Origin of the sequence: Lysobacter enzymogenes, from assembly GCF_023617245.1 — a bacterium.
GTDB classification, from domain to species: domain Bacteria; phylum Pseudomonadota; class Gammaproteobacteria; order Xanthomonadales; family Xanthomonadaceae; genus Lysobacter; species Lysobacter yananisis.
In genome coordinates, this window is sequence record NZ_CP067396.1 from 740,487 (window position 1) to 765,017 (window position 24,531).

Here is a 24,531-nt window from a genome sequence, read left to right on the forward strand (position 1 = left end):
GCTGCAGGGTTCGAAGGTTCGAATCATCTATGTCAAGGGCGACCAATGACGACCAGCGCTATCAGGTTCAAGGGGCACTCTGTGTTTGTCGCGGACGTGGAGCTACGGGAGTGGGTCAAGGCTATCGCTTGGAGCCTGCCGTCATTCGTCACCGACGAAGCCGGCAGCGATGGCGGGTGGCTTTTGCTGGCCTGCGATGAATGGATAAACGATCACGAGAATCTTCCGCCGGGGCTGCGGGATATCGAGTTGGACGAGGTGTTGTTGACGACGGAACGTGTCGATGACTTTCGGGGTTATCTGCTGTCGCTGCCGGACTCGGAGGCCGGCGGCCATGGCTATGACGCGAAAACCGCGCATTCGGTAGCAGGCAGGGTGGTGCAGGAATTGTTGAGGTAGGTACTTTCGGGAATCGGTCGCGTGGCTATTGCCTGAACTGTCTCGTGCGTTGATATCCACGTCGACGGGATGTGGTAACGCGAATCGGAGTTCGCGGCGATACCGGCCTCATTACGATGGACAAAAATGTCGGTCGATCTGATCGCGCAGCAGCTGCAAAGCGAGGGGTTCGTAGCCGAGATCTATTCGGTCGAACCGCCGGTGATCCATGGCGGAACCGAAACAAGGCAATCGCGCGGGATAAAGGTCTACGCCCGCGGATTCTCCGTTCGACGCGGCGATGCAGTCTGGCTTGTCTCCTTGCCTGTCGGGCAGACGGTGGAGGTTTGTTCCGTGGAGAACGACAAGGACGTGGCGGCTTGCGTCGTCGCGCATTTCGACAAGCATGGGCTTGTGGACTAGCGGCTGAGCCGGGTGCGCGACCGGCGGGGAAGGTCGAGGCGGGGCGCTGCGTTCTCGCGTCGCCGCACTGGTCGCGACGCGAGCGACGACGCGGCGTCGACTCCGCGCCACCGTTAGCGGGCAACGTCCACAAGTCCGGTAGAGATATGAACTGGTGCGGACGGCGAACGCCGTCCACGGCTGGTCGGGCTGCGCGGTCGGCTTTGTCGGATCCGTGTATGCGGCGATCGAGACGGTGCGAGTCGTTCGGTTGCACTCAGGCCCGCGAACGACAGCCCGCCAGCACCTTACGGACCACTTCGAATCCGCTCTGCATACGATGCGGAAGCGCCGACGCGAATCCGAACACCAAACCGCCGCGCCCGCTCTCGCCGTATTTCGACAAGGGATGCACGACGATTCCTGCTTCGGCGCACGCCGCGCTGACGGCGCGGTCGTCCAGCCCGGCGGCCGCATCGGTGAATCGCGTAGCCACGTGCATTCCGGCGACGGCCGGGCCGAAGTCCAGCCACGGCCGCACTACCTGCACGTGTTCCAGAAACGCCAAACGCCGCTGGTCGTACGCCGCCCGCGTCTTGCGCAAATGCCGGCCGAGGTGTCCTTCTTCGATGAAAGCCGCCAGCACGCCCTGCATCAGCAGCGCGGTATGCCCGTCGGCGATGTGCTTGGCGTCGACGAACGCGTCGATCAACGGTTCGGGCACGATGGCGTAGGCGATGCGCAGTGCGGGGAACAGGATCTTGTTGAAGCTGCCGATGTAAACGACGCGGCCGCGTTCGTCCATGGCCTGCAGCGAGGCGATGGGCCGGCCTTCGTAGCGGTAGTCGCCGTCGTAGTCGTCTTCGAGCACGTAGGCGTCGCGCTCGTGGGCCCAGTCGAGCAGGGCGCGGCGGCGCGATAGCGAGAGTTCGACGCCCAACGGGTATTGGTGCGCGGGCGTCAGATAAGCCAGGCGCGCGTCGGGCGCGGCCACGAGGCCGGCGGCGACATCGAGGCCTTCGTCGTCGATGCGGACGTCGACGATGTCCAGACCGGCGCTGCGCAGGCCGTGCCGCGCCGGCGGGTAGCCCGGCGACTCGCACCAGGCGCGGTCGCCGGGATCGGCCAGCGCTTTCGCCGCGAGTTCGACGGCCTGTTGGGTGCTGGTGACCACGACGACCTGCTCGGCCGAGCAGCGCACCGCGCGCATCGCCGAGGCGTGCGCGGCGATGGCGCGGCGCAGTGCCGGCAGGCCGTTGCTCGCGCCGTAGTGCCAGTAATCGTCGCCGCTGCGCGCGGCTTCGCGTTGCAGCAGGCGGTTCCAGGTCTGGCGCGGGAACAGGTCGGTCGGCGGCAGCGATGGCGTGAACGGCGTGGCCGCGGCTGGCGCGTAGTGGCCGGGATACGCGCGCAGCGCTTCGGCACGACGCGAAAGCCGGCGGGGAGCGGCGTCGGGGAGCGCGACGCGACTGCTATCAGGACGCAGCGGCGGCGCGTCGCGTTCGGGCAAGCGCGCGGCGACGAAACTGCCGGCGCCGCGGCGGCGAACGATGTAGCCGTCGGCGACGAGTTGGTCGAGCGCCCAGTCGACGGTGTTGCGGGCGACGCCGAGGTCGTGGGCCAGGGTGCGCGCCGACGGCAGGCGCGCCTCGGGCGGCAGCGCGCCGCTGAGGATCGCGGCGCGGATGCGTTCGCCGATGCGCGCATAGGCCGGCTGGCCGGCCTCGGGTTCCAGCCCGGTGACGTCGACGCTGAATACGGAGCCGGCATGCTTGGCCATGCCGGTAGCGTAGCCGGCGCGGGCGGGGGCCGCGCATGATGGTTGTCATGACCTCGCCTCGCCGCCGTGCGCACGCGCGAGGGCGTCGCCGCGGCGTGCGGATGGCGCGGCGTCTTCGGCCGCGTCCGTCGGCTTAGCCGCCGACTCGCGTGTGCTCCATCGTCCAGTTCGTCTCCCACGCCTTGCCGTCGCGCGAGAACGCCTGTTCCCAACGCGCGTGGTCGGCGTCGATGCGGGTCCAGAGGAAGCGCACCTTGACCGGGCGGCCTTCGTCGCTGTCGTCGCCGTAGAACACCCCGCGGTCGCCGTCGAAGCCGCCGGCCACCGGCGGGAACAACTGGCCGGTGCTGCTGTTGATCCAGTACAGATACCAGCGTTTTTCGGCGAGATTGAACACGCGCACGGTCATGCCCTGCCAGCCCTTGGTCGGGAACGCGCCTTCGTCGAGGTTGACCACGCCGCCCATGCGGCTTTCGCAGCGCAGCGAAGCGGGGAACTCGTCCCAGTCGTCGCTGCCGACCCAGCGCTGTTTCAGGCGGCGGTTGCGGAAGGTCCAATGGCCGACGAAGAAGTCGAAGTCGCGTACATCGCCGGTCGGCAGCGCGATATCGGTTCCCGGCAAGGTCTTGGCGCCGGCGGCGGCGAAGGCCAGCGGCGACAGACCCAGGGCGGCGGCGCCGGCGCAGGCTTGCCTGAGGACGCGGCGGCGCGACGGGGAGCGGGGTGCGTGCATGCGGGCGGCTCACGAAGACGGGGCTTCACGGTGCGCGTTCCGCGTGGGCTGCGACAGGGCCATTAAGCCGTGCCGCGTCCGGCCAGGATCGCCGCGGCCGCGCAGCCATGGCGCATACTATGGCGCAGGCCGCGCGCCGTTCGTCGTCGCGCGCCTGGTTGTCTCGCCGTCGCAATGCGCCGCTGTTCCCTTCCGCCGCTCTTCGAAACCGAACGCCTGCGATGACCGAAATCTCCCGTCTCGACCGCCTCATCGCGCAATTGCGCGTGCACCTGCGCAAGCAAGGCGGCGCCACCGCCGCGCGTCAGCCGCGACAGGAAGGCGCGCCGGCGCGCGAGGCCGGGCGGCAGTCGCCGCTGCAGGCGGTGCAGGCGCTCAAGGCCGCCGGCGTGGGCGACGAGAAGGTGCTGGTCGGGCGCCTGGTCGAGGGGCTGCTGGCCGAGGAGTTCGGCGACGAACTCGCCAATTCGGCCGAGTTCCATCAGACCATCGCCGTGGTGGTTTCGGTGCTGGGCGAGGATGCCGAGGCCTGGGCCTTGTGCCGGGCCTGCGTCGAGGAAGCCTGAGCGCCGCGCTGCGGCTGGCCGTTACGGGCCGCAATAGTTCCGCGGGCGCCGCGGGTCAGCGGATCGTCGCCAGCGCGTCGAGTTCGCCGCCGCCGTTCTGAGTCGCGGCCTGCGGCGCGGCCGGCGCGACGGCCGCAGCCGCGGCCATCGCGTCGCTCGTGGCGTTCGCGGACGACTGCGCGGCGGACGGGACGAGCTTCGGCGCCGCCGCCGCGACCGCCGGCAACAATCCCCACCGCCGCATCACGTCCTGGATCCGGCGCATGTACGCCTCGCCGATCTGCGGCGTTTCCGAGTGATACGCCGCCACCGCCTTCCAGGTGGCGCCGTACTTGTCGACCTTGCGCCGCAACAGCCACGCGCCGACGTAGGCGTTGACGCAGGGGTCGAACAAACGGTCGGGGCCGATGCCGTAGCGCGAGAGTTCGCCGCCGTGCACGGTGTTGATGCCCATCAGGCCGATGTCGCGGGTGCTGTTCTTGTTGTGGTTGACCGTCTCGGGTTTCATCCGCGATTCGTGGTACGCGATCGCGCGCAGCACGTGCGGGTGCACGCCCTGGTAGCGCGCGGCGTCGTCGATGCAGTCGGCCGCGGCCGGCGCGGACGCCAGCAGCGCGGCCAGCGCCAGCGAGGGCGCCAACGCGCGCCGTCGCGGCGGGAGACGGTGGGGATTCATGCGCGGACTCAGTGATCGCGGCGGTCGAGATAACCGCCGAGCAGCAGGTGGCTGCCGTTGCCGAGATCCTCGTCCGCGCCGTCGCCGGTGTCGTGGTCGGTTTCGGCGGCGGCCGGCACCGCGCCGAAGCCGGGCACCGGCGCCGGTTCGCCGGCGGCGACGATCTCGTGCGACTTCTCGATCAGCGACTGCACGAACGGCGACAGTTCGGGATGTTCGCGGTTGCCTTCCAGGCCGCGCTGCAGGAACGCGCGCGCCTGCTCCGGCTGGCCGGTCACCAGCAAGGTCAGGCCGCGGGCGAAGTCGCCCAGCGCTTCGTGCTCGCCGAGCTGGGTCAGCGGGTGCCACACCGCGATCGCCTGCGCCGCGCCGCGATGGCACAGCTCCAGGTAGCCGAGCATGAAACGCGCCGCGTACAGCTCCGGCGCCATCACCACCGCCTGGCTGAGGTCGGCGAAGGCCTGCGGGTAGGCGCCCTGGCTGGCGTAGACCGAACCGCGCAGCAGCGCCAGGCGCGCGTCGGCGGGGTGCCGCGACACCGCGGCGTCGAGCAGCGCGAGCGCTTCCTCGTCGGAACGTTGCATCGCCGCCTTGATCGCGTCGAGGGTGTCGTCGTCGCAGGCGATGGGGTAACGGTCGTCTCTCATGTCGTGGTCCGCGATGGGGAATGGGGTTGGATCTTCTCGCGCAGCTGGGTCAGGGCGGCGCGGTGGATCTGCGAGATGCGGCCCTTGCTCAGGCCGAGGATGCCGGCGATCTGTTCGAACGGCAGCGAATGGAAATAGTGGTAGCCCACGACCTTGGCCATATCCGCCGGCAGGCGGTCGACGGCCTGGCGCAGGCTGCGGCAGGTCTGCTGCCAGGCGACCGCGGCATAGCCGTCGTGGCGGTCGGCCTGCTCGCCGTCGGCGTACATGCCGGTGCCCTCGAGCATGTGGCCGATGGCCAGGCCGACCGCCAGTTCCGACAGCGCGTCGAGCTTGCGTCCGGCGGGTTTGCCGTCCTTGAGCGAACTCAGGCGGTCGCGCTGCAGCCGGCGCTTGAGCGAGATCTGTTCCTGCGCCTCGCTGAGCTGGCGCAGGCCGTCGAGCACGTTACCGGTGATGCGCGGGGTGCAGAAGGTCTTGAAGCCGGCGCCTTGCTGCGGATCGTAGCGGTCCATCGAATCGAGCAGGCCGATGTAGGCCAGTTGCTGGTAATCGCGGAACTCGACCTCGCGGCTGTGGCGGCCGCCGTAGATGCGCGCCGCCAGCGCCTGCGCGTACGGCTGATAGCGCAGGAACAGGGCCTCGCGCGCCGCGGTCGAGCCGTCGCGCCGCAACGCCGCCCACAGCGCCGCCTCCGCCGCGGGCGCGGCGTCGTCTTCGGCGGCGACGGCGGGCGGCGCGGTCATTTGAAGCTGAGCACCACGCCCTGCAGGATCAGGCTCCAACCATCCACCAGCACGAACATCAGCACCTTCAGCGGCAGCGAGATCGTCGCCGGCGGAACCATCAGCATGCCCAGCGACAACAGCACGCTCGACACCACCAGGTCGATCAGCAGGAACGGCAGCAGGATCACGAAGCCGATCTGGAAGGCCACGCGCAGTTCGTTGAGGATGAAGGCCGAGGTCAGCTGCAGCATGCCGACTTGCGCCGGTTCGTCCGGCAGCGGCTTGCCGGAGATTTCGTACATCAGCTTGAGCTCGTCCTCGCGCACTTGCCGCAGCATGAAGTCCTTGACCGGCGCGCTGCCCTTGTCCAGCGCGACGTCGAGCGCCATCTGCCCGCTCATGAAAGGTTGGTAGGCCTCGCTGTTGACCTTCTCCAGGGTCGGCAACATGGTGAACACGGTCAGCAGCAGGCCGAGGCTGATCAGCACCGGCGTCGGCGGCGTCTCGGGCATGCCGAAGGCGTGGCGGATCATCGACAGCACGATGATGATGCGGATGAACGCGGTCATCGAGATCACCAGCGCCGGCACGATGCTGAGCAGGGTCAGCACGGTGGCGATGCGCACGCTCTCGCTGGTGCCGCCCTTGAGCGCGCCGAGCACGGCGCCTTGCTGGACGAACGGATCGGGCACGGCCGGCGCCTGCGGCGGCGCGGCGGCCATCGCCGAGGCGGCGGCGAACACGCCCATCAGCAGCGCCAGCAACAGCAGGCGGCGATGGCGGACGAAGAAGGCGGTCATGGCGCGGGCGCTCCGTCGCTGGCGTCGTGGGAAGCGGGCTGCGCGCCGGCGTCGTGCGGTTGCGCGGACGCTACAGGCGCCGGCGCGCCGGCGGGCAGCACGGTCACGTGCACGGCGTTGTCGCGCGTGGTCAGCAGCAGGCGCTGGTCCTGGTAGGCCAGCACGTGCACGGCCGTGCGCGGGTCCACGCGCAGGCTTTCCAGCAGCGCCAGGTCGCGCGCGGGGCCGACGCTGAGCCCGCGGAAGCGCGAGCGCAGCAGGAAGATGGCGGCCACGCCCAGTCCCAGGCACAGGGCCAGCGACAGCGCGACGCGCAGGTAGTCGATCTGCATGGACATAGTTCGGTATCCGGGCCGTCCGCGGCGGCGGACGGCGCGCTCAGGCGGCGCCGAGTTCCTTGATCCGCACGCCGAAACGATCGCCGACCGCGACCACTTCGCCGCGCGCGACCACGCGTTCGTTGAGCAGCACGTCGACGTCCTGCAGCAGGTGCTGGTCCAGGGTCAGCAGCGAGCCGGCCTGCAGCGCCATCAGTTCCTTGACCGTGAGCCGGGCGGTGCCGAGCTGGATTTCGACCTCGACCGCAATCTCGCCGAGCATGTCCAGCGGGATGCGCTGGCCGGACGGTTCGGCGCCGGCGCGCTCGCCGGCGGGCGCGGCGTGTTCGGGAAGGTCGATCTGCATGATGTCGATTTTGCTGACGCCGAGCGGGGTGTTCATGGGGTTCGCTTCTGCTGGAGGGTGGTGAGCTCGATCGAGAGCCGCTGCTGCGCGCGTCCCGGCCGGCCGTGGGCGATGGTGCGCGGCGCGACGCCGTCGGCGTGCAGGCGCAGCGCGATCGGTTCGTGCAGCGACTGCGCGGTGGTCAGCACATCGCCGACCGCCAGCTCGCTGAGCTGCAGCGCGGTGAGCCGGCAACGGCCGAGCACGGCCGAGAGCCGCACTGGGTTGTCGCCGAGCGCTTCGGCGCGCGCGGCGGGCGCGGCCGGCTTGGCCGCCGGCGCGGCGCTCAGCGGCCGCGCCCAGGCCAGTTCGGCGGCGCAATACAGGTCGAGCAGCTGCGGGTCGCGCGCGGTGCCGATGCGCAGGCGCACCCCGCCGGCGGCGAAGCCGGCGTCGTCGCCCGGCAGGGCGCGCTCGAAGCCGGCGCGGACGCCGGACGCGCCGTCCGCCAGCGCGTCGGCCAGGCGCGCGAGCAGCGCGTCGAGCATCTGCGCCTGCAGCGGCGCGAGCAGCGCTTCGGGCACCTGCGCGTCGGCCTGCGCCGACAGCGCCATCGCCGCCAGCGCATGGCGCTTCCACGCGCCCGGCTCGGTCTGCGCCGCCAGCGAGGCGCCGGCGCGCCAGCATGCGCCGCCGTCGGCGCATGCCTGGCCCGGCGCGAACGCCTGTGCGTCGAGCACGTCGAACGCGCCGGCGTCGAACCATTCGTCCTGCCAGGCGCGCAGCGCCGGCGCCGCGCGCTCGCGCAGCCAATCGGCGTCGGCCTGACCGAGCGGACGCCAGCGCGGCGCCGCTTCGGCGCCGCGCGAGGAAACATCGGCCGCGGCGCTCATCCCTGGCCGCTCTTCATCTGGAACAGCTGCATGATCATCTCGTTGGCGGTGCTGATGACCTGCGAGGACGCCTGGAAGCCGCGCTGGATCAGGATCAGCCGGCCGAACTCGGTGGACAGGTCGACGTTGGAAGCCTCGATCGCGCCCGAGGAGAGCGTGCCGGCGCCCTGCTTGCTGGCGACGTAGGCGGGGTCCGGCAATTGCGAGGCGTCGAACACGCCGTCGCCGAGCTGGATCAGGCGTTGCGGGTCGGCGAAGTCGGCCATCGCGATCTTGCCGAGGGTTTCCTTCTGGCCGTTGGAGTAGTCGATGACCAGCGCGCCGGTGTCGTCCACGCGCATGCCCGACATCGTGCCGGGACCGTAACCGTCGGTCTTGGCGACCTTGAGGTCGGAATTGACCGTGGGCCCGAACACATAGGCGATGTTGGCGAAGTCCAGGGTCACCTCGCTGGTCATGCCGTTGCCGGAGGTCACCCGGATCGCGACCTTGTCCGCGCCCGGCTCGATGGTCGAGTTGATGAAGCGGATCTCGCCCTGGCCGATGGTCTTGTTGTCCTTGTCGATCAAGGCCACCTGCCAGCGCGCGGAGTTGTTGCCCAGCGGCGGCGAGATCAGGTCGCGGGTGATCTTGACCGTGGTGACGATCTTGGTGCCGGAGGCGTCGTACATCTCGACGTTGGCGATCGAGAAGGTTTCCGGCGCGGTGCCGGTGGGCGGGTTGTTGCCGCTGCCGGGCTGGTTGGGATTGACGTTGGACTGCAGCCTGCCTTCGATCTTGACCGTGGCGGTCGGCTTGGCCGAACTGGTGCGCAGCTTGTCGATCAGGATGTTGGCGAGCTTGCCGTCGGCGCCGAGCGTGGTCAGCTCCATCTTGCTGCCCTTCTCGCGCACGATGCCGTCGTCGTCGATGACGAATTGGCCGGTGCGCGCGTAGCGCACCTTGCCGTCCTGGAGCAGGGCCAGGAAGCCGGGGCCGTCGATGCCCAGGTCGAGCTGGCCGTCGCTGCGGCGGATCTCGCCCTGCTTGAAGTTGAGCGCGCCGTAGCCGTATTCCACGCCGCTGCCGCCGCTGGCCACGCGCGCCGAATCCGGGCCCTGGCCGAAGAAGCGCTGGCCGTAGTACAGGTCGGAGAAGCGCGGCGTGGTGGTCTTGAAGCCGGGCGTGTTGAGGTTGGCGACGTTGTTGCTGATGGTCTGCAGACCCTTGGAATGGGCGGTCAGGCCGCTCATGCCGATGTAGATGCTGTCGAGCATGTCGGTGGCTCCTTCAGCGCACTTGCACGATCTGGGACAGGGAGGCGTTGGCGAGGAACTCGCCGCCGGCGGTGGTGATGGTCAGTTCCGGCGCGCCGTTCTTGAACGAGACGTTCTTGACCACGCCCGACACCAGCGCCTCGCCCTGCTGCACGTCGACGCTGCGCCCGAGCAGGCCCAGGGTCTGGGTCGCCGATTGCACGCCCAGCAGCTGGTCCATCTTGTCGGTCAGCTGGCGGCTCTGCTCCAGCGAGGTGAACTGGGCCAGCTGCGAGACGAACTCGAAGTTGTCGACCGGCTTGAGCGGGTCCTGGTAGGTCAGCTGGGTCAGGATGATCTGCAGCAGCGACTGCATGTCCAGGCCCAGCGAATCGATGCGCTGCGAGGTGCCGGCGCTGCCGCCGCCGCCGCTGATGGGACTAATCGCCATGTGGTGTTTCCCCTTGGAAAAGGCTTGCGTCGGTTCCGTCGATGGTCAGGCGCATCAGGCGCGCGCCGTGTTCGTGCAGCACGCGCGCCAGCGCGCGCTTGAGCAGGTCCGCGTCCAGCGGGCGGTCCTCGCGCAGGCGCAGCGCCAGGCCGAAGCCGCCGGGCGCGGCGAGCAGGCTGAGGCGGTCGCCGGCGGATTCCTCGCGTTGCGGCGCGGGGTTCGCGTGGAAGACACGCGTGGCGTCGGCGACGGCGTTGTCCGATCCGGTCGCCGCGCCGATGCCCATGCGCGCCGGCGGCGTCGCGACGAAGGCCGCGAACGCGGTGGCGTCGCCGTTGCCGCGCGCGGCCGCCGGCATCGCGACGGCCGGCGCCGTAGCGCTGGCTTCGACGATGTCGCGCAAGCCGTACTGCGGCGTCGGTTCGGCGCCGCCCGCGGGCAGGTCGGGATCGCGCAGGTAGGCGAGCGGACGCATCACCGCCGGTGCGGCGGCGGCCAATGGCGCGCGCGCACCGGCGCGCGGCGCGGGCGCCGAGCCCGGCGCGCCGCCGGCGGCGGCGCCGGACCACATGTCCTGCTCCAGCCGTTGCACCAGTTGTTGGAACGGCCCGCGCTCCTGGCCGCGCGGCGCCGCGCCGTTGGCGGGCGCGGGCAGCGGCGGCGAAGCCGGTGCGGAGATCTTCATGGCGCGGCTCCCTGGGCGTGTGTCGATGTCGCTTCGTGCAGCAAGGCGTTGTGCCGCTCCAGCGCGGCATCGCCGAGTTTTTCCTCGCGCTTGCGCGTCAGCGCGGCGCGTTCGCGCGCGACGTCCGCGTCGCTGCGTTCGGATTGGGTGCGCAGGCGCAGCAGTTCGCGTGCGAACGCGTCGACGGCGTCGCCGGCCTGCCGCTGCGCGACTTCGTTTTCGTCGCAGCGGCGTTGGGCCTCGCCGGCGAGCGAGCGCCAGCCGGCGATCGCGGCCAGATCCAATCCGGCGCCGCGGTCCAACGCGGCCCGCCATTGGGCCTGGAGGCCGTCGCGCTCGGTCAGACTGGCCTGGCAGGCCTGTTGCGCGCGCTGCAGTTCACGGCGCAGCCCAGCCGCGTGCAGCTGCGCCCGATCCAGGCGCACGCGCTGCAGTTGGGCGATGGACTCGAACTGGCGCAGGCGGTCGCGGTTCATCGTGCGCTTCCTTCGCCGGCGGCGAGCAGCGCGCGCAGGCGCTCGACGCTGCCCGCGGCGTCGTCGGCCTGGCCGCTGTCCTGGCGCAGGAAGTCGATCAGCGCCGGGCGCGTGCGCAAGGCGCGGTCGAGTTCGGGATTCGTGCCGGCCGCGTACAGGCCGGATTCGACCAGGGTGCGCGAGCTTTCGTACAGCGACAGCTGGGCGATCGCGGCCTTGGCCGCGGCGCGATGCTCGGACGAGGTCACCTGGCCGAACACGCGGCTGATGCTGCGCGGCACGTCGATGGCCGGATAGTGGCCTTGCTCGGCCAGTGCCCGGGTCAGCACGATGTGGCCGTCGAGCAGGGCGCGCAGGGTCTCGGTCATCGGATCGTCGATGTCGTCGCTCTCGGCCAGCACCGTCATCAGCGCGGTGATCGCGCCGCCCTGGCGCAGCGCGCCGCAGCGTTCGATCACCTTCGGCAGGGCCGAGAACACGCTCGGGGTGTAGGCGCGGATGGTCGGCGGCTCGCCCGCGGCCAGGCCGATCTCGCGCAAGGCCAGCGCATAGCGGGTGATCGAATCCAGCAACAGCAACACGTGCTTGCCCTGGGCGCGGAAATACTCGGCCAGCGACAGCGCCGCGAGCACGCTGCGCGCGCGCAGGATCGCCGGCTGGTCGGAACTGGCGACCACCATCACCGAACGCCGGCGCGCCGCGTCGTCGAGCGAATGGCGCCAGAAATCGTCGGCCTCGCGACCGCGCTCGCCGACCAGGCACAGCACGCACACGTCGGCCTGCACTTGGCCGGCGAGGTCGGCCAGCAGCGTGGTCTTGCCGACGCCGCTGCCGGCGAAGATGCCGGCGCGCTGGCCGACGCCGAGGGTCAGCAGCGCGTCGATCGCGCGCAGCCCGCTGTGCAATGGCGCGCGCGGCGACAGCCGGTCCAGCGCCGAGGTCGCCGCGCCGGCGAGCGGCCAGTCGCGTTCGCATTCGCCGATGGCGCCGCCGCCGTCGAGCGGCGCGCCCATCGGATCGACGATGCGGCCTAGATAGCCGGGGCCGACCGGCAAGGTCGCGCCGACGCGCAGCGCTTCGACGCTGTCGCCGACGTGCGCGCTGGATACCGCGCCATACGGCGCCAGGGTGATGCGGCCGGTCTCGACCTTGGCCACTTCGGCCAGCAGTTCCTGGCCGCCGCCCGCGCGCACCCGGCACAGCGAGCCCAGCGGCAGGCCGGGGCCGTCGGCCTCGATGAAGGTCGGCATGATCCGGGTCACGGTGCCGAGCCGGGTCGCGGTATCGACCCGGCCGATCGCATCGAGCAGCGCGCGCAAGGCCATGTCAGTCGCCCTCGCGCAGTTGCGCGAACGCCGCGTCCAGGCGCTCGCGTTGCGACGCCAGGCCGAGGTCGAGGCGGCCGAGCTTCAGCCGGACCACGCAGCTGCCGGCCGCGCGGGCGGGATCGGCGTCGATCCGGCACGGCGGCAGCGCGCCGTGGCGCGACAGCGCGGCGCGCAGCGCCGGCGGGTCGGGGAAGTCGGCATCGGGGAAGTCCTGGGCGGAGACTTCCACCGCGAGCACGCTGTCCCGGCTCAACGCGGACAGGTGATGGGCGAGCGTGCGCGCGACCAGCTCGGCGTGGAGCGCGCCGTCGCCGACGATCCGCGCCAACGCCGCTTGCGCCAGTTGCAGCGACCAGTCGCGGGCGACGTCGGCCAACTGCGTTTCGAAGCGCTGCTGCGCGCCCGTCACCGCCTCGGTCAGCGCCTGCACGCGTTCGTCGTAACGCTGCTGCGCGGCCGCCTGGCCGGCTTCGGCGCCCTGCGCGCGGCCGCGTTCGAAGGCTTGCTTCTCGCGGCTTTCGGCGGCCTTGGCCTGGCTCGCCAGTTGCGCCTGCGCGGCGGCCAGCGCCTGTTCGAGTTCGGCGATGCGCAGCGCCTGCGGATCGGGCGCGGCGACGGCCGCCGACGCGGGCGTGAGATCGCGCACGGTCGAACGGCGTTCGCCGCTGACCGCGACGGTGCCGGCCTTGATCACGCCGTTCAAAGGCGGGCCATTCAAAGGCGGGCCGTTCAAAGGCGGGCCGCTCATGCGCGCGCGCTCCGCCGCCACAGCCGCGACAGGCCGCGCGGCGCGGTTTCCGCCGGCGCCTGGATCGGTGCGGGCGCGGCTTCGCGCGCGGCCGCCAGCGCCGCGTCATGCAGGGCTCGGCGCGCGGCCGGGCGCAGCCGCAGCGGCGCGGCCGCGGCGCGCAGGCTTTCGCGCCGTGCCGGGTCCGGCAGCGCCTGCAGCGCGGCCTCGCGCGCGGACGCGTCGAGGCTCGCCAGCACGCTGGCGGCGACGGTTTCGGGCAACTGCGCGAGATAGTGTCCGAACGCGGGCGGAAGCGACGCGGGCGCGGCCTCGGCCGCGGCCTGCGACACGGCCGGCAGCGCGCCCAGCGCCGACTCCGGCAACGAGCCGCTGGCTTCGGCCAGCAACGGCCGCAGTTGCGCCTGTTCGCGCGGATCGAGCTGCGACCAGATCGCCTCGATGTCCTCGATCGAGCATTGGCTCAGACGGCCGACGGTGCGGCGCAGCTCGCGTTCGGACTTGCCGCGCGCGCCGTCAGGGCGGATCGTTTCAAGGCCGGACATGCGCGTCTCCCTGTTCCTGCAGCAGCCGCTTCAGGCGCGCGGCGAATTCCTCGCGCTCGTGCTCGCTGAGCCGGCGCGCGGCGGGCTCGCGCCGGCGCAGCGCGCGCCAGGCGACGCCGCCGACCAGCAGCAACACGCCGGCGGCGCCGAGCAGGGCCGCGTCCTTGGCGGCAAACGCCGTGGCGTTCGCGGTGGCGGCCGAAACCGGCTGCGCGCGCGGCGCCGCCAGCGCGGGCAGCGCCGCAACCGGCGTCGCCGCGGCGGCCACCGGCAGGGCCGGATCGCGGACCACGATCGACACCACGTCGCCGCGCTTGCCGTCGATGCCGGCCGAGGCCGCGACCACTGCCTGCACCTTCTCCACCACCTCGGCCGGTTGCTCGCGTTCGAGCACGATCGCCACGCTGAGCCGGCGCACCGTGCCCGGCGCGCTGACGATCTGTTCGAGCACGCGGTTGGTGCGCACCGGCGCGGCCGGCGTCGCCGCCGAGGCGGGCAGCGGCGGCAGCGGATCGGCGGCGCCGGGCGCGGCGGAAGCGCCGGCCACCGCGGGCAACGGCGGCAGCGCGCGCGGCGCCGCTTCGGCCGGTGGCGCGATGCCGGTCTCGCGCGTGGTCTGGACCTGATCGAAGTTGATTTCGGCGTTGACGCTGACGGTGGCGCCGGTCTCGCGCAGCACCCGCGCCAGCTGCTCGGAGATCTTTTTCTCGTAGCTGCGCTCGATCGCCTGCTTGAGCGCGAACTTGGGATCGGAGACGTCGCCGATCTCGTCGGCGGTCGCGGCCGCGCCGCGCTGGTCGAGCACGATCACGTCGCCCGGCGCCATGCCCGGCACCGAGGCGGCGACCAGCTTCTGGATGCCGCGGATGCTGTCTTCGCCGAGCGGGGCGCTGCTCTTGGGGAAGATCGTCACCGAGGCCTTCGGCTTGACCTGGTCGCGGCGGAAGATCGACGACTCCGGCAGGGTCAGGTGGACCCGCGCCATGTCCACTTCCTCCAGCGACATCAGCGTGCGCGCGACCTCGCCCTGCAGCGCGCGCTGGTAGTTCACCTTCTGCGCGAACTCGGTCAGGCCCAGGTCGGAGTCCTTGAACAGCTCCAGGCCGACCACGTCCTGCAGGCGCAGGTCGGCGCTGCCGAGCTTGATCCGCGCGGCCTTGGACTCGCCTTCCGGCACCAGGATGGCATTCGCGGCTTCGTCGTAGCGGTAAGGGATCTTCTCCTTCTCCAGCTCCTTGACCACCGCCGCCGCATCCAGCGGCTTGAGCCCGCGGAACAGCACGATGTAGTTCGGGCGCAGCATCAGGTAGCCGCCGAGCAGCAGCGCGAAGATCAGCAGCGACAGCGCGACGGCCACCGCGATCTGGCGTCGGCGCGGATCGGCCTGCAGGCGCGCCAGCCAGCCGCCGGCGTTTGGGGTGTGCGTGGCGGTATCCATGTCAGAGCTGCATGCGCATCAGTTCTTGGTAGCCCTCGACCAGGCGATTGCGCACCTGCAGGGCGAAATGCAGCGACATGCGCGCCTCTTCCAGCGCGAGCATGACCTGGTGCGGCGGCGCCTGGCCGTCGAGGGCGAAGGCCTGCACGGCGCTTTCGGCGGCCTGCACCGAGGCGTCGGCGTGCATGACGTTGGCCAGCAGCATCGAACCGAAGTCCTGGCCGGCGGCGTTCGGCGCGGCGGCCGGCGCGGCGGCTTGCGGTGCGGCCGCGGCCGCTTGGGCCGCGCTCAGCGCGGCGATGGCGTCGATGCTCACGGGCTGTTGCCTCCGATGTCCATCGCGCGCATGAACATGCTGCGCGCGGAGTTGTACATGACCACGTTGGCCTCGTAGACGCGCTGGGTCTGCACCATCAGCGCCATCTCGCCGGCGTGGTCGACGCCGGGGTAGGCGACGTTGCCGTCGGCGTCGGCCAGCGGATTGGCCGGTTCGTGCACGATCCGCGGCGGCGCGGCGGTGGCTTGCACGCCGTAGCTGCGCGCGCCGGCGAGCGCGCCGGGCGCGTGCACGGTGTAGCCGCGCGCGGCGTCGCCGAGCGCCTGCTCGAAGCCCGATACCGTGTTCGGGCCGGAGACCAGCCGCACCGGCTGGTAGCCCTCGACGCCGGCGCCGCGCGCCGAACTGGCGTTGGCCAGGTTCTGCGCGATCACCTCCATGCGCAGGCGTTCGACGTCCATGCCGGAGCGGGCGATGGCGAAAAGCGTATCGCTCATGGCCGTCAGCTCCCGCGGATCGCCAGCTGCTGCATCTGCAGGCTGCGGTTGAGCATGCCGATCAGCATCGCGTAGCGCGCCGAGGTCTCCGAGGCGATGGCGATCTCCTGGTCGATCTTGACACTGCGTTCGGCCGGGTCGGCCGATGCGGCGACCCGCGGCTGCAACGCCGAGAGCTCGGCGGCGCGCTGCGGCGGCGCCATCGCGGCGGTGGCCTGGGCCAGCTCCTGCAACTGCCCTTCGAAACTCACCCGCACCGGCACGAAGCCGGGCGAGGAGGCGTTGGCGACGTTGTGCGAGGTGGCGATCTCGCGCAGGTGCAGGCCGTCCAGGGCCTTGCTTACGATCGCTTCGAGTACCGGCGATGTCATGGTGGTTCCTCTGTGGGTTCTGTGCGGTGCGTGCGGTTACTGGACGACCAGGTCGGCGTGCAGCGCGCCGGCGGCCTTGATCGCCTGGAGGATGGCGATCACCTCGCGGGTGCCGACCCGCGCGCGGGCGAGGCTGGCGACGAGTTCGGCCACCGTGGTCTGCTTGTAGGTCTGGGCGACGCGCTGGCCGCTCTCGTCCACGTCCAGGCGGCTGTTGCCGACGATCAGGCTGCGCACCGAGTCGTCGGCGACGCCGATGAAGTTGGGTTGCGAGGCGGTGTATTCGGTGTCGATCGACACGCGCAGATCGCCGTGCGAGATCGTCACCGGCGAGATGCGGGTGTCGCCGCCGGCGGCGACGGTGCCGGTGCGTTCGTTGATGACGACCCGCGAGGCCACGTCGGGCACCACCGCCAGCGCCTCGATCGAGGCGACGAAAGCATTGAGCCGGCCCGGGTCCTGCGGCGCGCGGATGCGCACGGTTTCCGGGTCCAGCGACACCGCCGCGCCGGCGCCGAAGGCCTGGTTGATGCGCGCGGCGATGCGTTCGGAGGTGACCGCGTCGCTGTTCTTGAGCACGTAGTCCACGCGCCCGTCCTGCGCGGCGATCTGCGCGCGCACCGGCACCTCGACCGTCGCGCCCTCGGAGACCACGCCGACCGTGGGGTGGTTCTTCTGCCGCAGGTTGCCGTTGCCATCGAAGCGGTAGCCGCCGACGGTGACCGGGCCCTGCGCCAGCGCGTAGGTGCGTTTGTCCGGACCGCGCAGCGCGCTCATGATCAAGGTGCCGCCGGCGATGCTGCGCGCGTCGCCGGTCGAGGTGACGTTGACGTCGATCTTGTCGCCGATGTTGGACGTGGCCGGCAGGGTCGCGGTGATCATCACCATCGCCACGTTGCGGCTCTGGATCTGATCGAGCGGCACGGTCAGGTCGAACTGCGACAGCAGGTTCTGCATGGCCTGACGGGTGGCCTGGTTGCGCGGCGCGTCGCCCGAGCCGGCCAGGCCGGTGACGATGCCGTAGCCGACCAGCATGTTGTCGCGGCGGCCGAGGAAGCGGCCGAGGTCCTTCAGCCGCACCGAACCGGCGGCGGCGTCTTCGGCCGCCCGCGCGGCCGGCGCGGCGACGGCCAGCGCGACGGCGAGGCCGAACGCGACGAGAGTGTGCTTGTACACGGCGAAATTCGCGTTCATGAGGTTCACCACAGCCCCAGCCAGCCGAGGATGCGCGGGATCAAACCGGGCTTGGTGCGGTCGCTGACGTAGCCGTCACCGGTGTAGTCGATGCGCGCATCGGCGATGCGGCTGGACAGCACGGTGTTGTTCTGGCCGATGTCGTTGGGGCGGACCTTGCCGGTCAGGCGGATCTGGGTCTTCTCGCCGTTGATGTTGATGCGCTGCTCGCCGGAGATGGCCAGGTCGCCGTTGGGATAGGTGCCGGTGACGGTCGCGCTGATCTGCGCGAGCAGGTTGCCCGAGCGCTGGATCTGGCCGCGGCCGCCGTAGCGGTCGCCCAGGCCGACGCTGAAGTCCGAGCTGGTGTCGCCCAGGGTCTTGATGTTGCCGCCGATGCCGACATCGGTCTTGGTGGTGGTGTCGGCGGTGTTGCGCGCGCTGGAATTCTCGTAGACCAGGATGGTGACCAGGTCGCCGACGCGCTGGGCGCGGCGGTCGGAAGTCAGCGGCTGGAAGCTTTCCTCGCGGTACAGATCGGCGGCCGCGGCGATTCCCGCGAAGGGCGCGGCGATCGACAGGACGAGCAGCGCGCCGGCCAGCGGCGTGCGGTTGCGGCGGTTCATGGCGTTTCCCCGGGACGGGACGAAGGCGGAAGCGGAAGCGGAAGCGACTGAAGTGCGGGAACGAAGACGGCATCGGCGGCGGAAGACGGCGCGGTCACCACCGCGCCGTCGGCGAGGGCGACGCGCACCGGCGCGCCGGGCTTGCTGTCGCGCGCGGCGACGCCGCCGCGCGATATTGCGATGGCGCCGTCGCGGTAGATGAGCGCGACCTTGTCGCCCTGGCGCAGATCGGCGAGCAGGGTCGGCGCGACCGGCGCGATCGCCGCGCCGGCGGCGAGATCGGCCGGCGCGCGCACCAGTCCGGCGTCGCGGTCGTAGTACGCGCGCAGCACGGTGTCCTCGCGTCCGCAGCGCGCGCTGCGCAGATCCGCGGCGACGAAGGCCTGGCCGCGCGCGACCGCGCGCAGCACGCGCATGCAGGCGCGCTCGCCGGCGGGCGCGGGCGCGGCGACGTCCGCCGCGGCGACGTCGACCGCGTCCGCGGCCCGATCCAGGCGCACGCCCGCCGTCGCCGCGGCCGGCGCGGCGGCGAGGACGCACAGCAGCGCGGCGCGCAGGCGCGGCGACGACGGCGGGAGCGCGACGGCGGCCATGTTCAGCGCTTGAGCCCGTTGGCGATGCCCATCAGCTCGTCGCCGATCTGCACCAGCCGCGCGCTGGAGGCGTAGGCGCGCTGATAGATCATCAGGCTCACCATTTCGTCGGCGAGCTTGATGTTCGATGCTTCGCTGAAGCCCTGCGCGACCAGGCCGGCCTTGTCCTCGCCCGGCACCGAGCGGGTCACCGACAGCGCGTCGTCGGGCAGCGCGTACAGGCCGTCGCCGAGCGATTCCATGCGTTGCAGGTCGGCCGGCACTGCCAGCTCGATATGGCCGATCTCCACTGGCGTGCGCTCGTTGCGCAGGGTCGCGGTGACCATGCCGTTCTTGGCGATGTGGATCGCCTCGGCGTCGGCCGGCACCGCGATCATCGCCGCCAGCGGCAGCCCGTTGGCGGCGGCGAGGAAGCCGTCGGCGCCGATGCGCAGGGTGCCGCCACGCCACAGCGTGGTGCGGCCGTCGCCGCCGGCCAGTTCCAGGAAGCCCTCGCCCTGCACGGCGATGTCCATGTCGTTGCCGGTCGGACGCAGGTCGCCCTGGGCGAACACGTGCAGGGTCGGGTTGGCCATCACCCCGGCGGCGGCGCGCTTGACCTCGTCGGCGCCGGCCGCGCCGTTCGCTGCGTCGGCGCTCAGCAGTTCGGAGAACGAGACCGTGCCGCGCTTGTAGGCGGCGGTGTTGATGTTGGCGACGTTGTTGGCGACCGTCTCCACCGCCTTGCCCTGCGCGTCCAGTCCGGTCGCGCCGATATAGAAAATTCCGTTCATCGCTTACATGCCTCCGAGGCGTTGCAGTGCGCTGCCGACCATGTCGTCGTAGGCATGGACGAGCTTCTGTGCGGATTCGATGCGGCGCATCGCTTCCATGATCTGGACCATGTCGTCGCCGACCGAGACGTTGGCCGCTTCCAGGTATCCCTGCTGCACCGCGCTGGCGAGCGCGCCGCCCTGCGCGCCGGGCAGGCGCTCGCTCATGCGCGCGTCGTCCGGCGCGGCGAAGGCGTTGCCGCCGGCGCGGGCGAGGCGTTCGAGTCGGTCGAACTCGACCAGGCGCACCGCGCTGGCCGGATTGCCGGCGTCGACCACGGTGCCGTCGCGCTCGAGCTTCCAGTCTTCGCCGGACACGGTCACATCGCCGCCGCCGGCGGCCTGCAGCCGCCAGCCCTGTGCGGTGACCAGCCGGCCTTCGCCGTCGCGGTGCAGCGCGGCGGTGCGCGCGTAGACGAAGCCGCGTTCGGTCGCCAGCTGCAGGAAACCCGGGCCGGTCACGCTGAGGTCGTAAGGGTTGCCGGTGTGCTGCAGCTTGCCGGCGGCGAAGTCGGTGGCGCGGCGCACCGCGCGGCTCGCGGCGGGCGCCTGCGCCGCGCCTTCGCGCAGCTCCGCGTCCGGCGCGATCCCGGCGGCGGCGTCCAGCGCTTGCTGCTGCAGCTGCTGCGCCGCTTGCGCGCCGAGCACGCTGTGGAAGGCGAGTTCGCGCTTGAAGCCGGGCGTGGCGACGTTGGCGATATTGTTGGCCGAGACCTCCACGCGCTGGGATTCGCGCGCGATCATCTGGGTGGCCGTCAGCATCAGGTTGTCCATGGCGATCCTCAGGCGGCGACGGGTTTGAAGGAGACGGGCGCGGCGGGCGCGGTCGCGTCGGCCGGCGCCGGCGGCAGCTCGGCGCCGACGGTGCCGAACGAGGTCAGGCTGATCGAATGCGGGATCTCGCTCATCGACAGCACCGCCAGGCGCGGCGCGACGCGGCGGCTGAACTGGCGCAGCGCGCGGCGGATCTCCGGCCGGCACAGCAGCGCCGGCGACAGGTTCTTGCGCATCATCGCTTCGTTGAGCTTGAGCAGCCGCGCCAGGAAGCTCTCGGCCAGGCGCGGGTCGAGCACGAAGCCGTGGCTGGCGTCGCCGGCCTGGGCCAGGCTCTGCAGCATGCGGTTCTCCACCGCCGGATCGAGGGTCAGCACCGACAGCGTTTCGCGCTCGCCCTGCAGCGCGCGGCAGATGCCGTGGCCCAGGCGCCGGCGGATCGCTTCGACCAGCCGCGCCGGGTCCTTCTCGTGGCGGCCGTTGTCGGCCAGCACCTCGACGATCAGGTCGATGTTGCGGATCGACACGTTCTCTTCCAGCAGCCCTTGCAGCACGTGCTGCACGTCGCTGACCGCGAGCACGTTCGGCACCAGTTCCTCGACCAGCCCGGGCTGGCGCGCGCGCACGCCTTCGAGCATGGCCATGGTCTCCGCGCGCGTCAGCAGGCCGGCGATGTTGGCCTTGATCACCTCGATCGCGTGGGTGGTCAGCACCGTCACCGGATCGATCGGGGTGTAGCCGAGCTGGCGCGCCTGCGCGGCCTGTTCGTTGTCGATCCACACCGCCGGCAGGCCAAACGCCGGGTCCTTGGTGGCGATGCCGGCGAGCTTGCCGGCCTTGTCCGAGGCGTGGATCGCCAGGGTCTTGTCGGCGTGCACGGTGGCGTCGGCGTAGCGGTCGCCGAACAGATAGATGCGGTAGTCGTCGGCGCCGGGCATCGCTTCCTCGCGGAAGGTCACCGCCGGCACGCTCACGCCCATGTCCTTGGAATAGTGCTTGCGGAACGAGGCGATGCGGTCGGTCAGCACGCTGCGCATCGGCAGCCAGGCCGCGGCCAGGGCCGGGCCGAAGGCGATTTCGATCGGCGCCACCGCGCCGGCCGCGGCGGCATCGGCCGGCGCGTCCTCGGTCTCGGCGGCCGGCTCGCTCCTGGCCGCGCGCTGGATCTTGCGCACCAGCAGCCAGATCGCCAGCGCCACCACCGCCAGGATCGGCAGCGGCCACTTCGGCATGCCCGGCAGCAACAGCAGCCCCATCAGCGCCAGCACCACCATCAGCTGGATCTTGGGGAAGCGCACCATCTGCCGCACCACTTCGGCGCTGAGCTCGTTGTCGGACGACGAGCGGGTGACGATGATGCCGGTGGCGACCGAGATCACCAGCGCCGGCACCTGGGTGACGATGCCGTCGCCGATGGTCAGCAGGGTGAAGGTGCGCAGCGCGTCGTGCCACTGCATGCCCATCTGCGCCACGCCGACCGCCCAGCCGCCGAAGATGTTGATCAGCAGGATCACGATGCCGGCGATGGCGTCGCCCTTGACGAACTTGCTGGCGCCGTCCATCGAACCGTAGAAGCCGGCTTCCTTCTCCAGTTCCTTGCGCCGCCGCTTGGCCTCGTCCTGGTCGATCAGGCCCATGTTGAGGTCGGCGTCGATGCTCATCTGCTGGCCGGGCATGGCGTCGAGCACGAAGCGCGCGGCCACTTCCGACACGCGCTGGGCGCCGGCGGTGACCACCACGTACTGGACCACGATCAGGATGAAGAAGACGATCAAACCGATGACGTAGTTGCCGCGCACCACGAAGTCGCCGATCGAATGGATCACGTTGCCGGCGTCGGCGCCGGACATGATCAGGCGGGTCGCGGCGATGTTCAGCGCCAATCGGAACAGCGTGGCGATCAGCAGCAGCGACGGGAACGTGGAGAAATCGACCGGCCGGGCGACGTAGAACGTCATCAGCAGGATCGACAGGGCGAAGGCGAAGTTGACCAGGATCAGCAGGTCCAGCAGCGCCGGCGGGATCGGGATGAACAGGATCAGCAGGATGCCGAGCACCGCGCCGACCAGCGCAAGGTCGGCGTGGCGGCCTAGCCTGCCGAGCCAGGTCTTGGACGCGAGCGCGGTCATGCGCGCGCCTCCGCGCCGCGGCGCAGGCGCAGGTACAGCTGGGCCACGTCGCGGTACAGCGCGTCGGGCACCTCGCGCTCCAGCGGGATCTTGTGGAACAGCTGCCGCGCCAGCGCGCGCGATTCGATCACCGGCACGCCGTAGACGAAGGCCAGCTTGCGCAGGCGCAGGGCGAACTCGCCGGAACCCTTGGCGACGATGGTGGGGGCAAGCATCTTGGTCGGCTCGTACTTCAGCGCGATGGCGTAATGGGTGGGGTTGGTGACCAGCACGTCGGCGCCGCGCACGTTGCGCATGCTCTGCGCGCGCTGCAGCAGTTCGCGCGCGAGTTGCTTGCGCCGCTGCTTGATGCGCGGATCGCCTTCGCGCTGCTTGTGTTCCTGCTTGATCTCGTGCTTGCTCATGCGCATGCGCCGGGCGAACATGCGCCGCACCAGGATCTGGTCGATCGCGGCGAACACCGCCGCGGCGAACAGGAACCACAGCAGCAACTTCAGGCCGAGCGAGGACAGCGACACGGCGATGCCGGCGGCGTTGCGGTCGGCGTCGGCCAGGGTGCGCGCGAGCTGCCAGATCAGCAGCAGGCACAGGCCGCTGTAGACCAGCATCTTGAAGCAGGCCTTGGCCGCCTCGATCAGGGTCTGCAGCGAGAACACCCGCTTGAAGCCCTGCATCGGGTTGAGCTTGGACATGTCGGGCTTGATCGCCGCGGGCGCGAACAGCAGCCCGGTCTGGGCCAGGCTGGCGACCAGCGCGCCGAGCGCGACCACGCCGATCAGCGGCGCGATCGCGGCGACGGTTTCCAGCATCAGCCGCTGCAGCCAGTGCAGCAGCGCGCGGCCGCCGCCGTCGAGCGCGGCGGCCTCGGCCAGCGCGCGCGCATTCAGCGCGCCGAGCCGGGCGAACAACAGGTCGCCGCGCGCGTACAGATAACCGACCGCGCAAGCCAACGCCGCCACCAGGCCCAGCTCCTGGCTCTTGGCGATCATGCCCTTCTTGCGCGCCTGTTCGAGTTTGTACGGCGTCGCCTGTTCGGATTTGTTGAGATCGCTCTCGCTCATGGCGCGCCTCCCGGACCGAGCGCGGCCATGAAGTCCAGCGCGTGGCGGATCAGCCGCAGCGCCACCGGCGCCAGCAGGCCGGCGGAGAGCGTCAGCATCACCAGGGTGGCGATGGTCTTGACCTGCAGCCCGAGCATCAACGCGTTCATCTGCGGCAGCGCGCGCGAGAGCAGGGCGATGGTGAGGTCGATCAGGAACAAGGTGACGGTGACCGCGGCGATCGCGCCGAACGCGGTGCTCATCAGCAATCCCAGGTAGCCGATCAGCGCCTGCGGCGTGCCGGCCATGACCGGCAGTCCGATCGGCATGGCGTGGGCGCTGGCGACCAGCACCCGCACCAGTTCCAGGTGGCCGTTGCTGGCGAAGAAGATCGCCGCCGCGGCCAGCGAGAAGATCGTGCCGAACAGCGGCGACTGCGCGCGCGTGGACGGGTCGATCACCAGCGCCAGGCCGTAGCCGGCCTGCACGTCGAGCACGCGCCCGGCGAAGGACAGCGCGGCGAACGCCATCTGCAGCGCCACCGCGAAGGTCAGGCCGATCAGCAGTTCCGACAGCGCCGACAGCACGAACGCGCCTTCGTTGGCGGGCAGCGCCATCGGCAGCACCGGCGCCAGCAGCGCGGCCAGCGCCAGCACCAGGCACACCCGCACCCGTTGCGGCACGCGCACCAGCGAGAACGGCGGCGACAGCACGAACACCGGCCCGATCCGCAGGGTCAACAAGGCGATCGCGGCGACATAGGCGTTCATCGCGTCAGCCCAGGTTGGCGATGCTCTTGAACAGCTCGGTGGCGAAACCGGTGAGCCGTCCCAGCATCCAACTGCCGAGCACGACCACGATCACCACCGCCACGCCCAGCTTGGGCACGTAGCTCAGGCTCATCTCCTGCAATTGCGTCACCACCTGCACGATGCTGATCAGCACGCCGACCAGCAGCGTCGCGATCAGGATCGGCGAGGCGATCAGGAAACTGTTCCAGAACAGCTGTTCCATCAGCTGCAGCGCTTGGTCGGCCGACATGGGTCCCCCTGTGGACGGTCGCGGCC

32 protein-coding genes are annotated in these 24,531 nt (G+C 71.0%); 3 read left to right on the top strand and 29 right to left on the bottom strand.

Going from position 1 to position 24,531, the window contains the following annotated elements; all coding sequences use genetic code 11:
• Positions 1 to 45: 45 nt before the first annotated feature.
• Both JHW41_RS03085 and JHW41_RS03090 read left to right on the top strand, forming a co-directional pair.
• Positions 46 to 399, top strand: a complete 354-nt coding sequence (locus JHW41_RS03085) for a hypothetical protein (RefSeq protein WP_250448992.1) — start codon at positions 46 to 48, stop codon at positions 397 to 399.
• A 126-nt stretch (positions 400 to 525) separates the two neighbouring features.
• Entirely contained in the window at positions 526 to 801 is a 276-nt protein-coding gene (locus JHW41_RS03090) for a hypothetical protein (RefSeq protein WP_250448993.1), read from the top strand.
• A 256-nt stretch (positions 802 to 1,057) separates the two neighbouring features.
• On the opposite strand, the gene JHW41_RS03095 is transcribed toward JHW41_RS03090, so the two are convergent.
• Positions 1,058 to 2,560, bottom strand: a complete 1,503-nt coding sequence (locus JHW41_RS03095; RefSeq protein WP_250448994.1) for a PLP-dependent aminotransferase family protein — start codon at positions 2,558 to 2,560, stop codon at positions 1,058 to 1,060.
• Between the two features lie 133 nt (positions 2,561 to 2,693).
• Entirely contained in the window at positions 2,694 to 3,293 is a 600-nt protein-coding gene (locus JHW41_RS03100; RefSeq protein ID WP_250448995.1) for a hypothetical protein, read from the bottom strand.
• A 221-nt stretch (positions 3,294 to 3,514) separates the two neighbouring features.
• Here JHW41_RS03100 and JHW41_RS03105 point away from each other — a divergent pair, with 221 nt between their 5' ends.
• A complete protein-coding gene (locus tag JHW41_RS03105) occupies positions 3,515 to 3,859 on the top strand; it encodes a hypothetical protein (protein ID WP_057949213.1) in 345 nt (114 codons plus the stop codon).
• Between the two features lie 55 nt (positions 3,860 to 3,914).
• Here JHW41_RS03105 and JHW41_RS03110 read toward each other — a convergent pair whose 3' ends face one another.
• The 27 genes from JHW41_RS03110 to JHW41_RS03240 are packed head-to-tail and all read right to left on the bottom strand — an operon-like array spanning position 3,915 to position 24,505.
• Complete coding sequence (locus JHW41_RS03110) at positions 3,915 to 4,535, bottom strand: lytic transglycosylase domain-containing protein (RefSeq protein ID WP_250448996.1); 621 nt, start codon at positions 4,533 to 4,535, stop codon at positions 3,915 to 3,917.
• An 8-nt stretch (positions 4,536 to 4,543) separates the two neighbouring features.
• On the bottom strand, positions 4,544 to 5,182 hold the full coding sequence (locus tag JHW41_RS03115) for a tetratricopeptide repeat protein (protein ID WP_250448997.1): 639 nt from the start codon (positions 5,180 to 5,182) through the stop codon (positions 4,544 to 4,546).
• Positions 5,179 to 5,928 (bottom strand): sigma-70 family RNA polymerase sigma factor, encoded by a 750-nt coding sequence (locus JHW41_RS03120; RefSeq protein ID WP_250448998.1) that lies wholly within the window; start codon positions 5,926 to 5,928, stop codon positions 5,179 to 5,181. Before JHW41_RS03120 ends, JHW41_RS03115 begins: the two co-directional genes overlap by 4 nt.
• Positions 5,925 to 6,710, bottom strand: coding sequence for a flagellar type III secretion system pore protein FliP (gene fliP / locus JHW41_RS03125; protein WP_123646598.1), 786 nt, complete (start codon positions 6,708 to 6,710; stop codon positions 5,925 to 5,927). The genes JHW41_RS03120 and fliP overlap by 4 nt, the downstream gene beginning before the upstream one ends.
• Entirely contained in the window at positions 6,707 to 7,048 is a 342-nt protein-coding gene (locus JHW41_RS03130; RefSeq protein WP_250448999.1) for a hypothetical protein, read from the bottom strand. The genes fliP and JHW41_RS03130 overlap by 4 nt, the downstream gene beginning before the upstream one ends.
• Before the next feature lie 40 nt (positions 7,049 to 7,088).
• Positions 7,089 to 7,430 carry a FliM/FliN family flagellar motor switch protein gene (locus JHW41_RS03135; RefSeq protein WP_250449000.1) on the bottom strand — a complete coding sequence of 114 codons (342 nt, stop codon included), beginning with the start codon at positions 7,428 to 7,430 and terminating at the stop codon, positions 7,089 to 7,091.
• Positions 7,427 to 8,266 carry a FliM/FliN family flagellar motor switch protein gene (locus tag JHW41_RS03140; RefSeq protein ID WP_250449001.1) on the bottom strand — a complete coding sequence of 280 codons (840 nt, stop codon included), beginning with the start codon at positions 8,264 to 8,266 and terminating at the stop codon, positions 7,427 to 7,429. The genes JHW41_RS03135 and JHW41_RS03140 overlap by 4 nt, the downstream gene beginning before the upstream one ends.
• A complete protein-coding gene (locus tag JHW41_RS03145; protein WP_057949208.1) occupies positions 8,263 to 9,522 on the bottom strand; it encodes a flagellar hook-basal body complex protein in 1,260 nt (419 codons plus the stop codon). Before JHW41_RS03145 ends, JHW41_RS03140 begins: the two co-directional genes overlap by 4 nt.
• 13 nt (positions 9,523 to 9,535) lie before the next feature.
• A complete protein-coding gene (locus JHW41_RS03150; protein ID WP_057949207.1) occupies positions 9,536 to 9,952 on the bottom strand; it encodes a flagellar hook capping FlgD N-terminal domain-containing protein in 417 nt (138 codons plus the stop codon).
• Positions 9,942 to 10,637: a hypothetical protein gene (locus JHW41_RS03155; protein ID WP_250449002.1), complete on the bottom strand. Its 696-nt coding sequence runs from the start codon at positions 10,635 to 10,637 to the stop codon at positions 9,942 to 9,944. Before JHW41_RS03155 ends, JHW41_RS03150 begins: the two co-directional genes overlap by 11 nt.
• Complete coding sequence (locus JHW41_RS03160) at positions 10,634 to 11,113, bottom strand: hypothetical protein (RefSeq protein WP_078997509.1); 480 nt, start codon at positions 11,111 to 11,113, stop codon at positions 10,634 to 10,636. Before JHW41_RS03160 ends, JHW41_RS03155 begins: the two co-directional genes overlap by 4 nt.
• Positions 11,110 to 12,438: a FliI/YscN family ATPase gene (locus JHW41_RS03165; protein ID WP_250449003.1), complete on the bottom strand. Its 1,329-nt coding sequence runs from the start codon at positions 12,436 to 12,438 to the stop codon at positions 11,110 to 11,112. Before JHW41_RS03165 ends, JHW41_RS03160 begins: the two co-directional genes overlap by 4 nt.
• 1 nt (position 12,439) lies before the next feature.
• Positions 12,440 to 13,144, bottom strand: coding sequence for a hypothetical protein (locus tag JHW41_RS03170; RefSeq protein WP_250449004.1), 705 nt, complete (start codon positions 13,142 to 13,144; stop codon positions 12,440 to 12,442).
• A 41-nt stretch (positions 13,145 to 13,185) separates the two neighbouring features.
• Positions 13,186 to 13,734: a hypothetical protein gene (locus JHW41_RS03175; protein ID WP_250449005.1), complete on the bottom strand. Its 549-nt coding sequence runs from the start codon at positions 13,732 to 13,734 to the stop codon at positions 13,186 to 13,188.
• On the bottom strand, positions 13,721 to 15,172 hold the full coding sequence (fliF, locus tag JHW41_RS03180) for a flagellar basal-body MS-ring/collar protein FliF (protein WP_250449006.1): 1,452 nt from the start codon (positions 15,170 to 15,172) through the stop codon (positions 13,721 to 13,723). Before fliF ends, JHW41_RS03175 begins: the two co-directional genes overlap by 14 nt.
• Position 15,173: 1 nt before the next feature.
• Positions 15,174 to 15,488, bottom strand: a complete 315-nt coding sequence (fliE, locus tag JHW41_RS03185) for a flagellar hook-basal body complex protein FliE (protein ID WP_250449007.1) — start codon at positions 15,486 to 15,488, stop codon at positions 15,174 to 15,176.
• Positions 15,485 to 15,946 carry a flagellar basal body rod protein FlgC gene (locus JHW41_RS03190; protein ID WP_078997504.1) on the bottom strand — a complete coding sequence of 154 codons (462 nt, stop codon included), beginning with the start codon at positions 15,944 to 15,946 and terminating at the stop codon, positions 15,485 to 15,487. Before JHW41_RS03190 ends, fliE begins: the two co-directional genes overlap by 4 nt.
• A 5-nt stretch (positions 15,947 to 15,951) precedes the next feature.
• Positions 15,952 to 16,317: a flagellar basal body rod protein FlgB gene (locus JHW41_RS03195; RefSeq protein WP_057949199.1), complete on the bottom strand. Its 366-nt coding sequence runs from the start codon at positions 16,315 to 16,317 to the stop codon at positions 15,952 to 15,954.
• Positions 16,318 to 16,353: 36 nt separating this feature from the next.
• A complete protein-coding gene (locus JHW41_RS03200; protein WP_250449008.1) occupies positions 16,354 to 17,511 on the bottom strand; it encodes a flagellar basal body P-ring protein FlgI in 1,158 nt (385 codons plus the stop codon).
• Between the two features lie 5 nt (positions 17,512 to 17,516).
• A complete protein-coding gene (locus JHW41_RS03205) occupies positions 17,517 to 18,116 on the bottom strand; it encodes a flagellar basal body L-ring protein FlgH (protein ID WP_250449009.1) in 600 nt (199 codons plus the stop codon).
• Positions 18,113 to 18,709: a hypothetical protein gene (locus JHW41_RS03210; RefSeq protein ID WP_250449010.1), complete on the bottom strand. Its 597-nt coding sequence runs from the start codon at positions 18,707 to 18,709 to the stop codon at positions 18,113 to 18,115. The genes JHW41_RS03205 and JHW41_RS03210 overlap by 4 nt, the downstream gene beginning before the upstream one ends.
• Positions 18,710 to 18,711: 2 nt before the next feature.
• Positions 18,712 to 19,482 carry a flagellar hook-basal body protein gene (locus tag JHW41_RS03215; protein ID WP_250449011.1) on the bottom strand — a complete coding sequence of 257 codons (771 nt, stop codon included), beginning with the start codon at positions 19,480 to 19,482 and terminating at the stop codon, positions 18,712 to 18,714.
• A gap of 3 nt (positions 19,483 to 19,485) precedes the next feature.
• Entirely contained in the window at positions 19,486 to 20,295 is an 810-nt protein-coding gene (locus JHW41_RS03220) for a flagellar hook-basal body protein (protein ID WP_250449012.1), read from the bottom strand.
• Between the two features lie 8 nt (positions 20,296 to 20,303).
• The gene (locus tag JHW41_RS03225) at positions 20,304 to 22,424 is read right to left on the bottom strand and encodes a flagellar biosynthesis protein FlhA (protein ID WP_250449013.1); all 2,121 of its coding nucleotides are present in this window, start codon (positions 22,422 to 22,424) and stop codon (positions 20,304 to 20,306) included.
• Positions 22,421 to 23,485 carry an EscU/YscU/HrcU family type III secretion system export apparatus switch protein gene (locus tag JHW41_RS03230; RefSeq protein ID WP_250449014.1) on the bottom strand — a complete coding sequence of 355 codons (1,065 nt, stop codon included), beginning with the start codon at positions 23,483 to 23,485 and terminating at the stop codon, positions 22,421 to 22,423. The genes JHW41_RS03225 and JHW41_RS03230 overlap by 4 nt, the downstream gene beginning before the upstream one ends.
• A complete protein-coding gene (locus JHW41_RS03235) occupies positions 23,482 to 24,234 on the bottom strand; it encodes a flagellar biosynthetic protein FliR (protein WP_250449015.1) in 753 nt (250 codons plus the stop codon). The genes JHW41_RS03230 and JHW41_RS03235 overlap by 4 nt, the downstream gene beginning before the upstream one ends.
• Before the next feature lie 4 nt (positions 24,235 to 24,238).
• Positions 24,239 to 24,505 (bottom strand): flagellar biosynthetic protein FliQ, encoded by a 267-nt coding sequence (locus tag JHW41_RS03240; protein WP_057949191.1) that lies wholly within the window; start codon positions 24,503 to 24,505, stop codon positions 24,239 to 24,241.
• Positions 24,506 to 24,531: the final 26 nt, after the last annotated feature.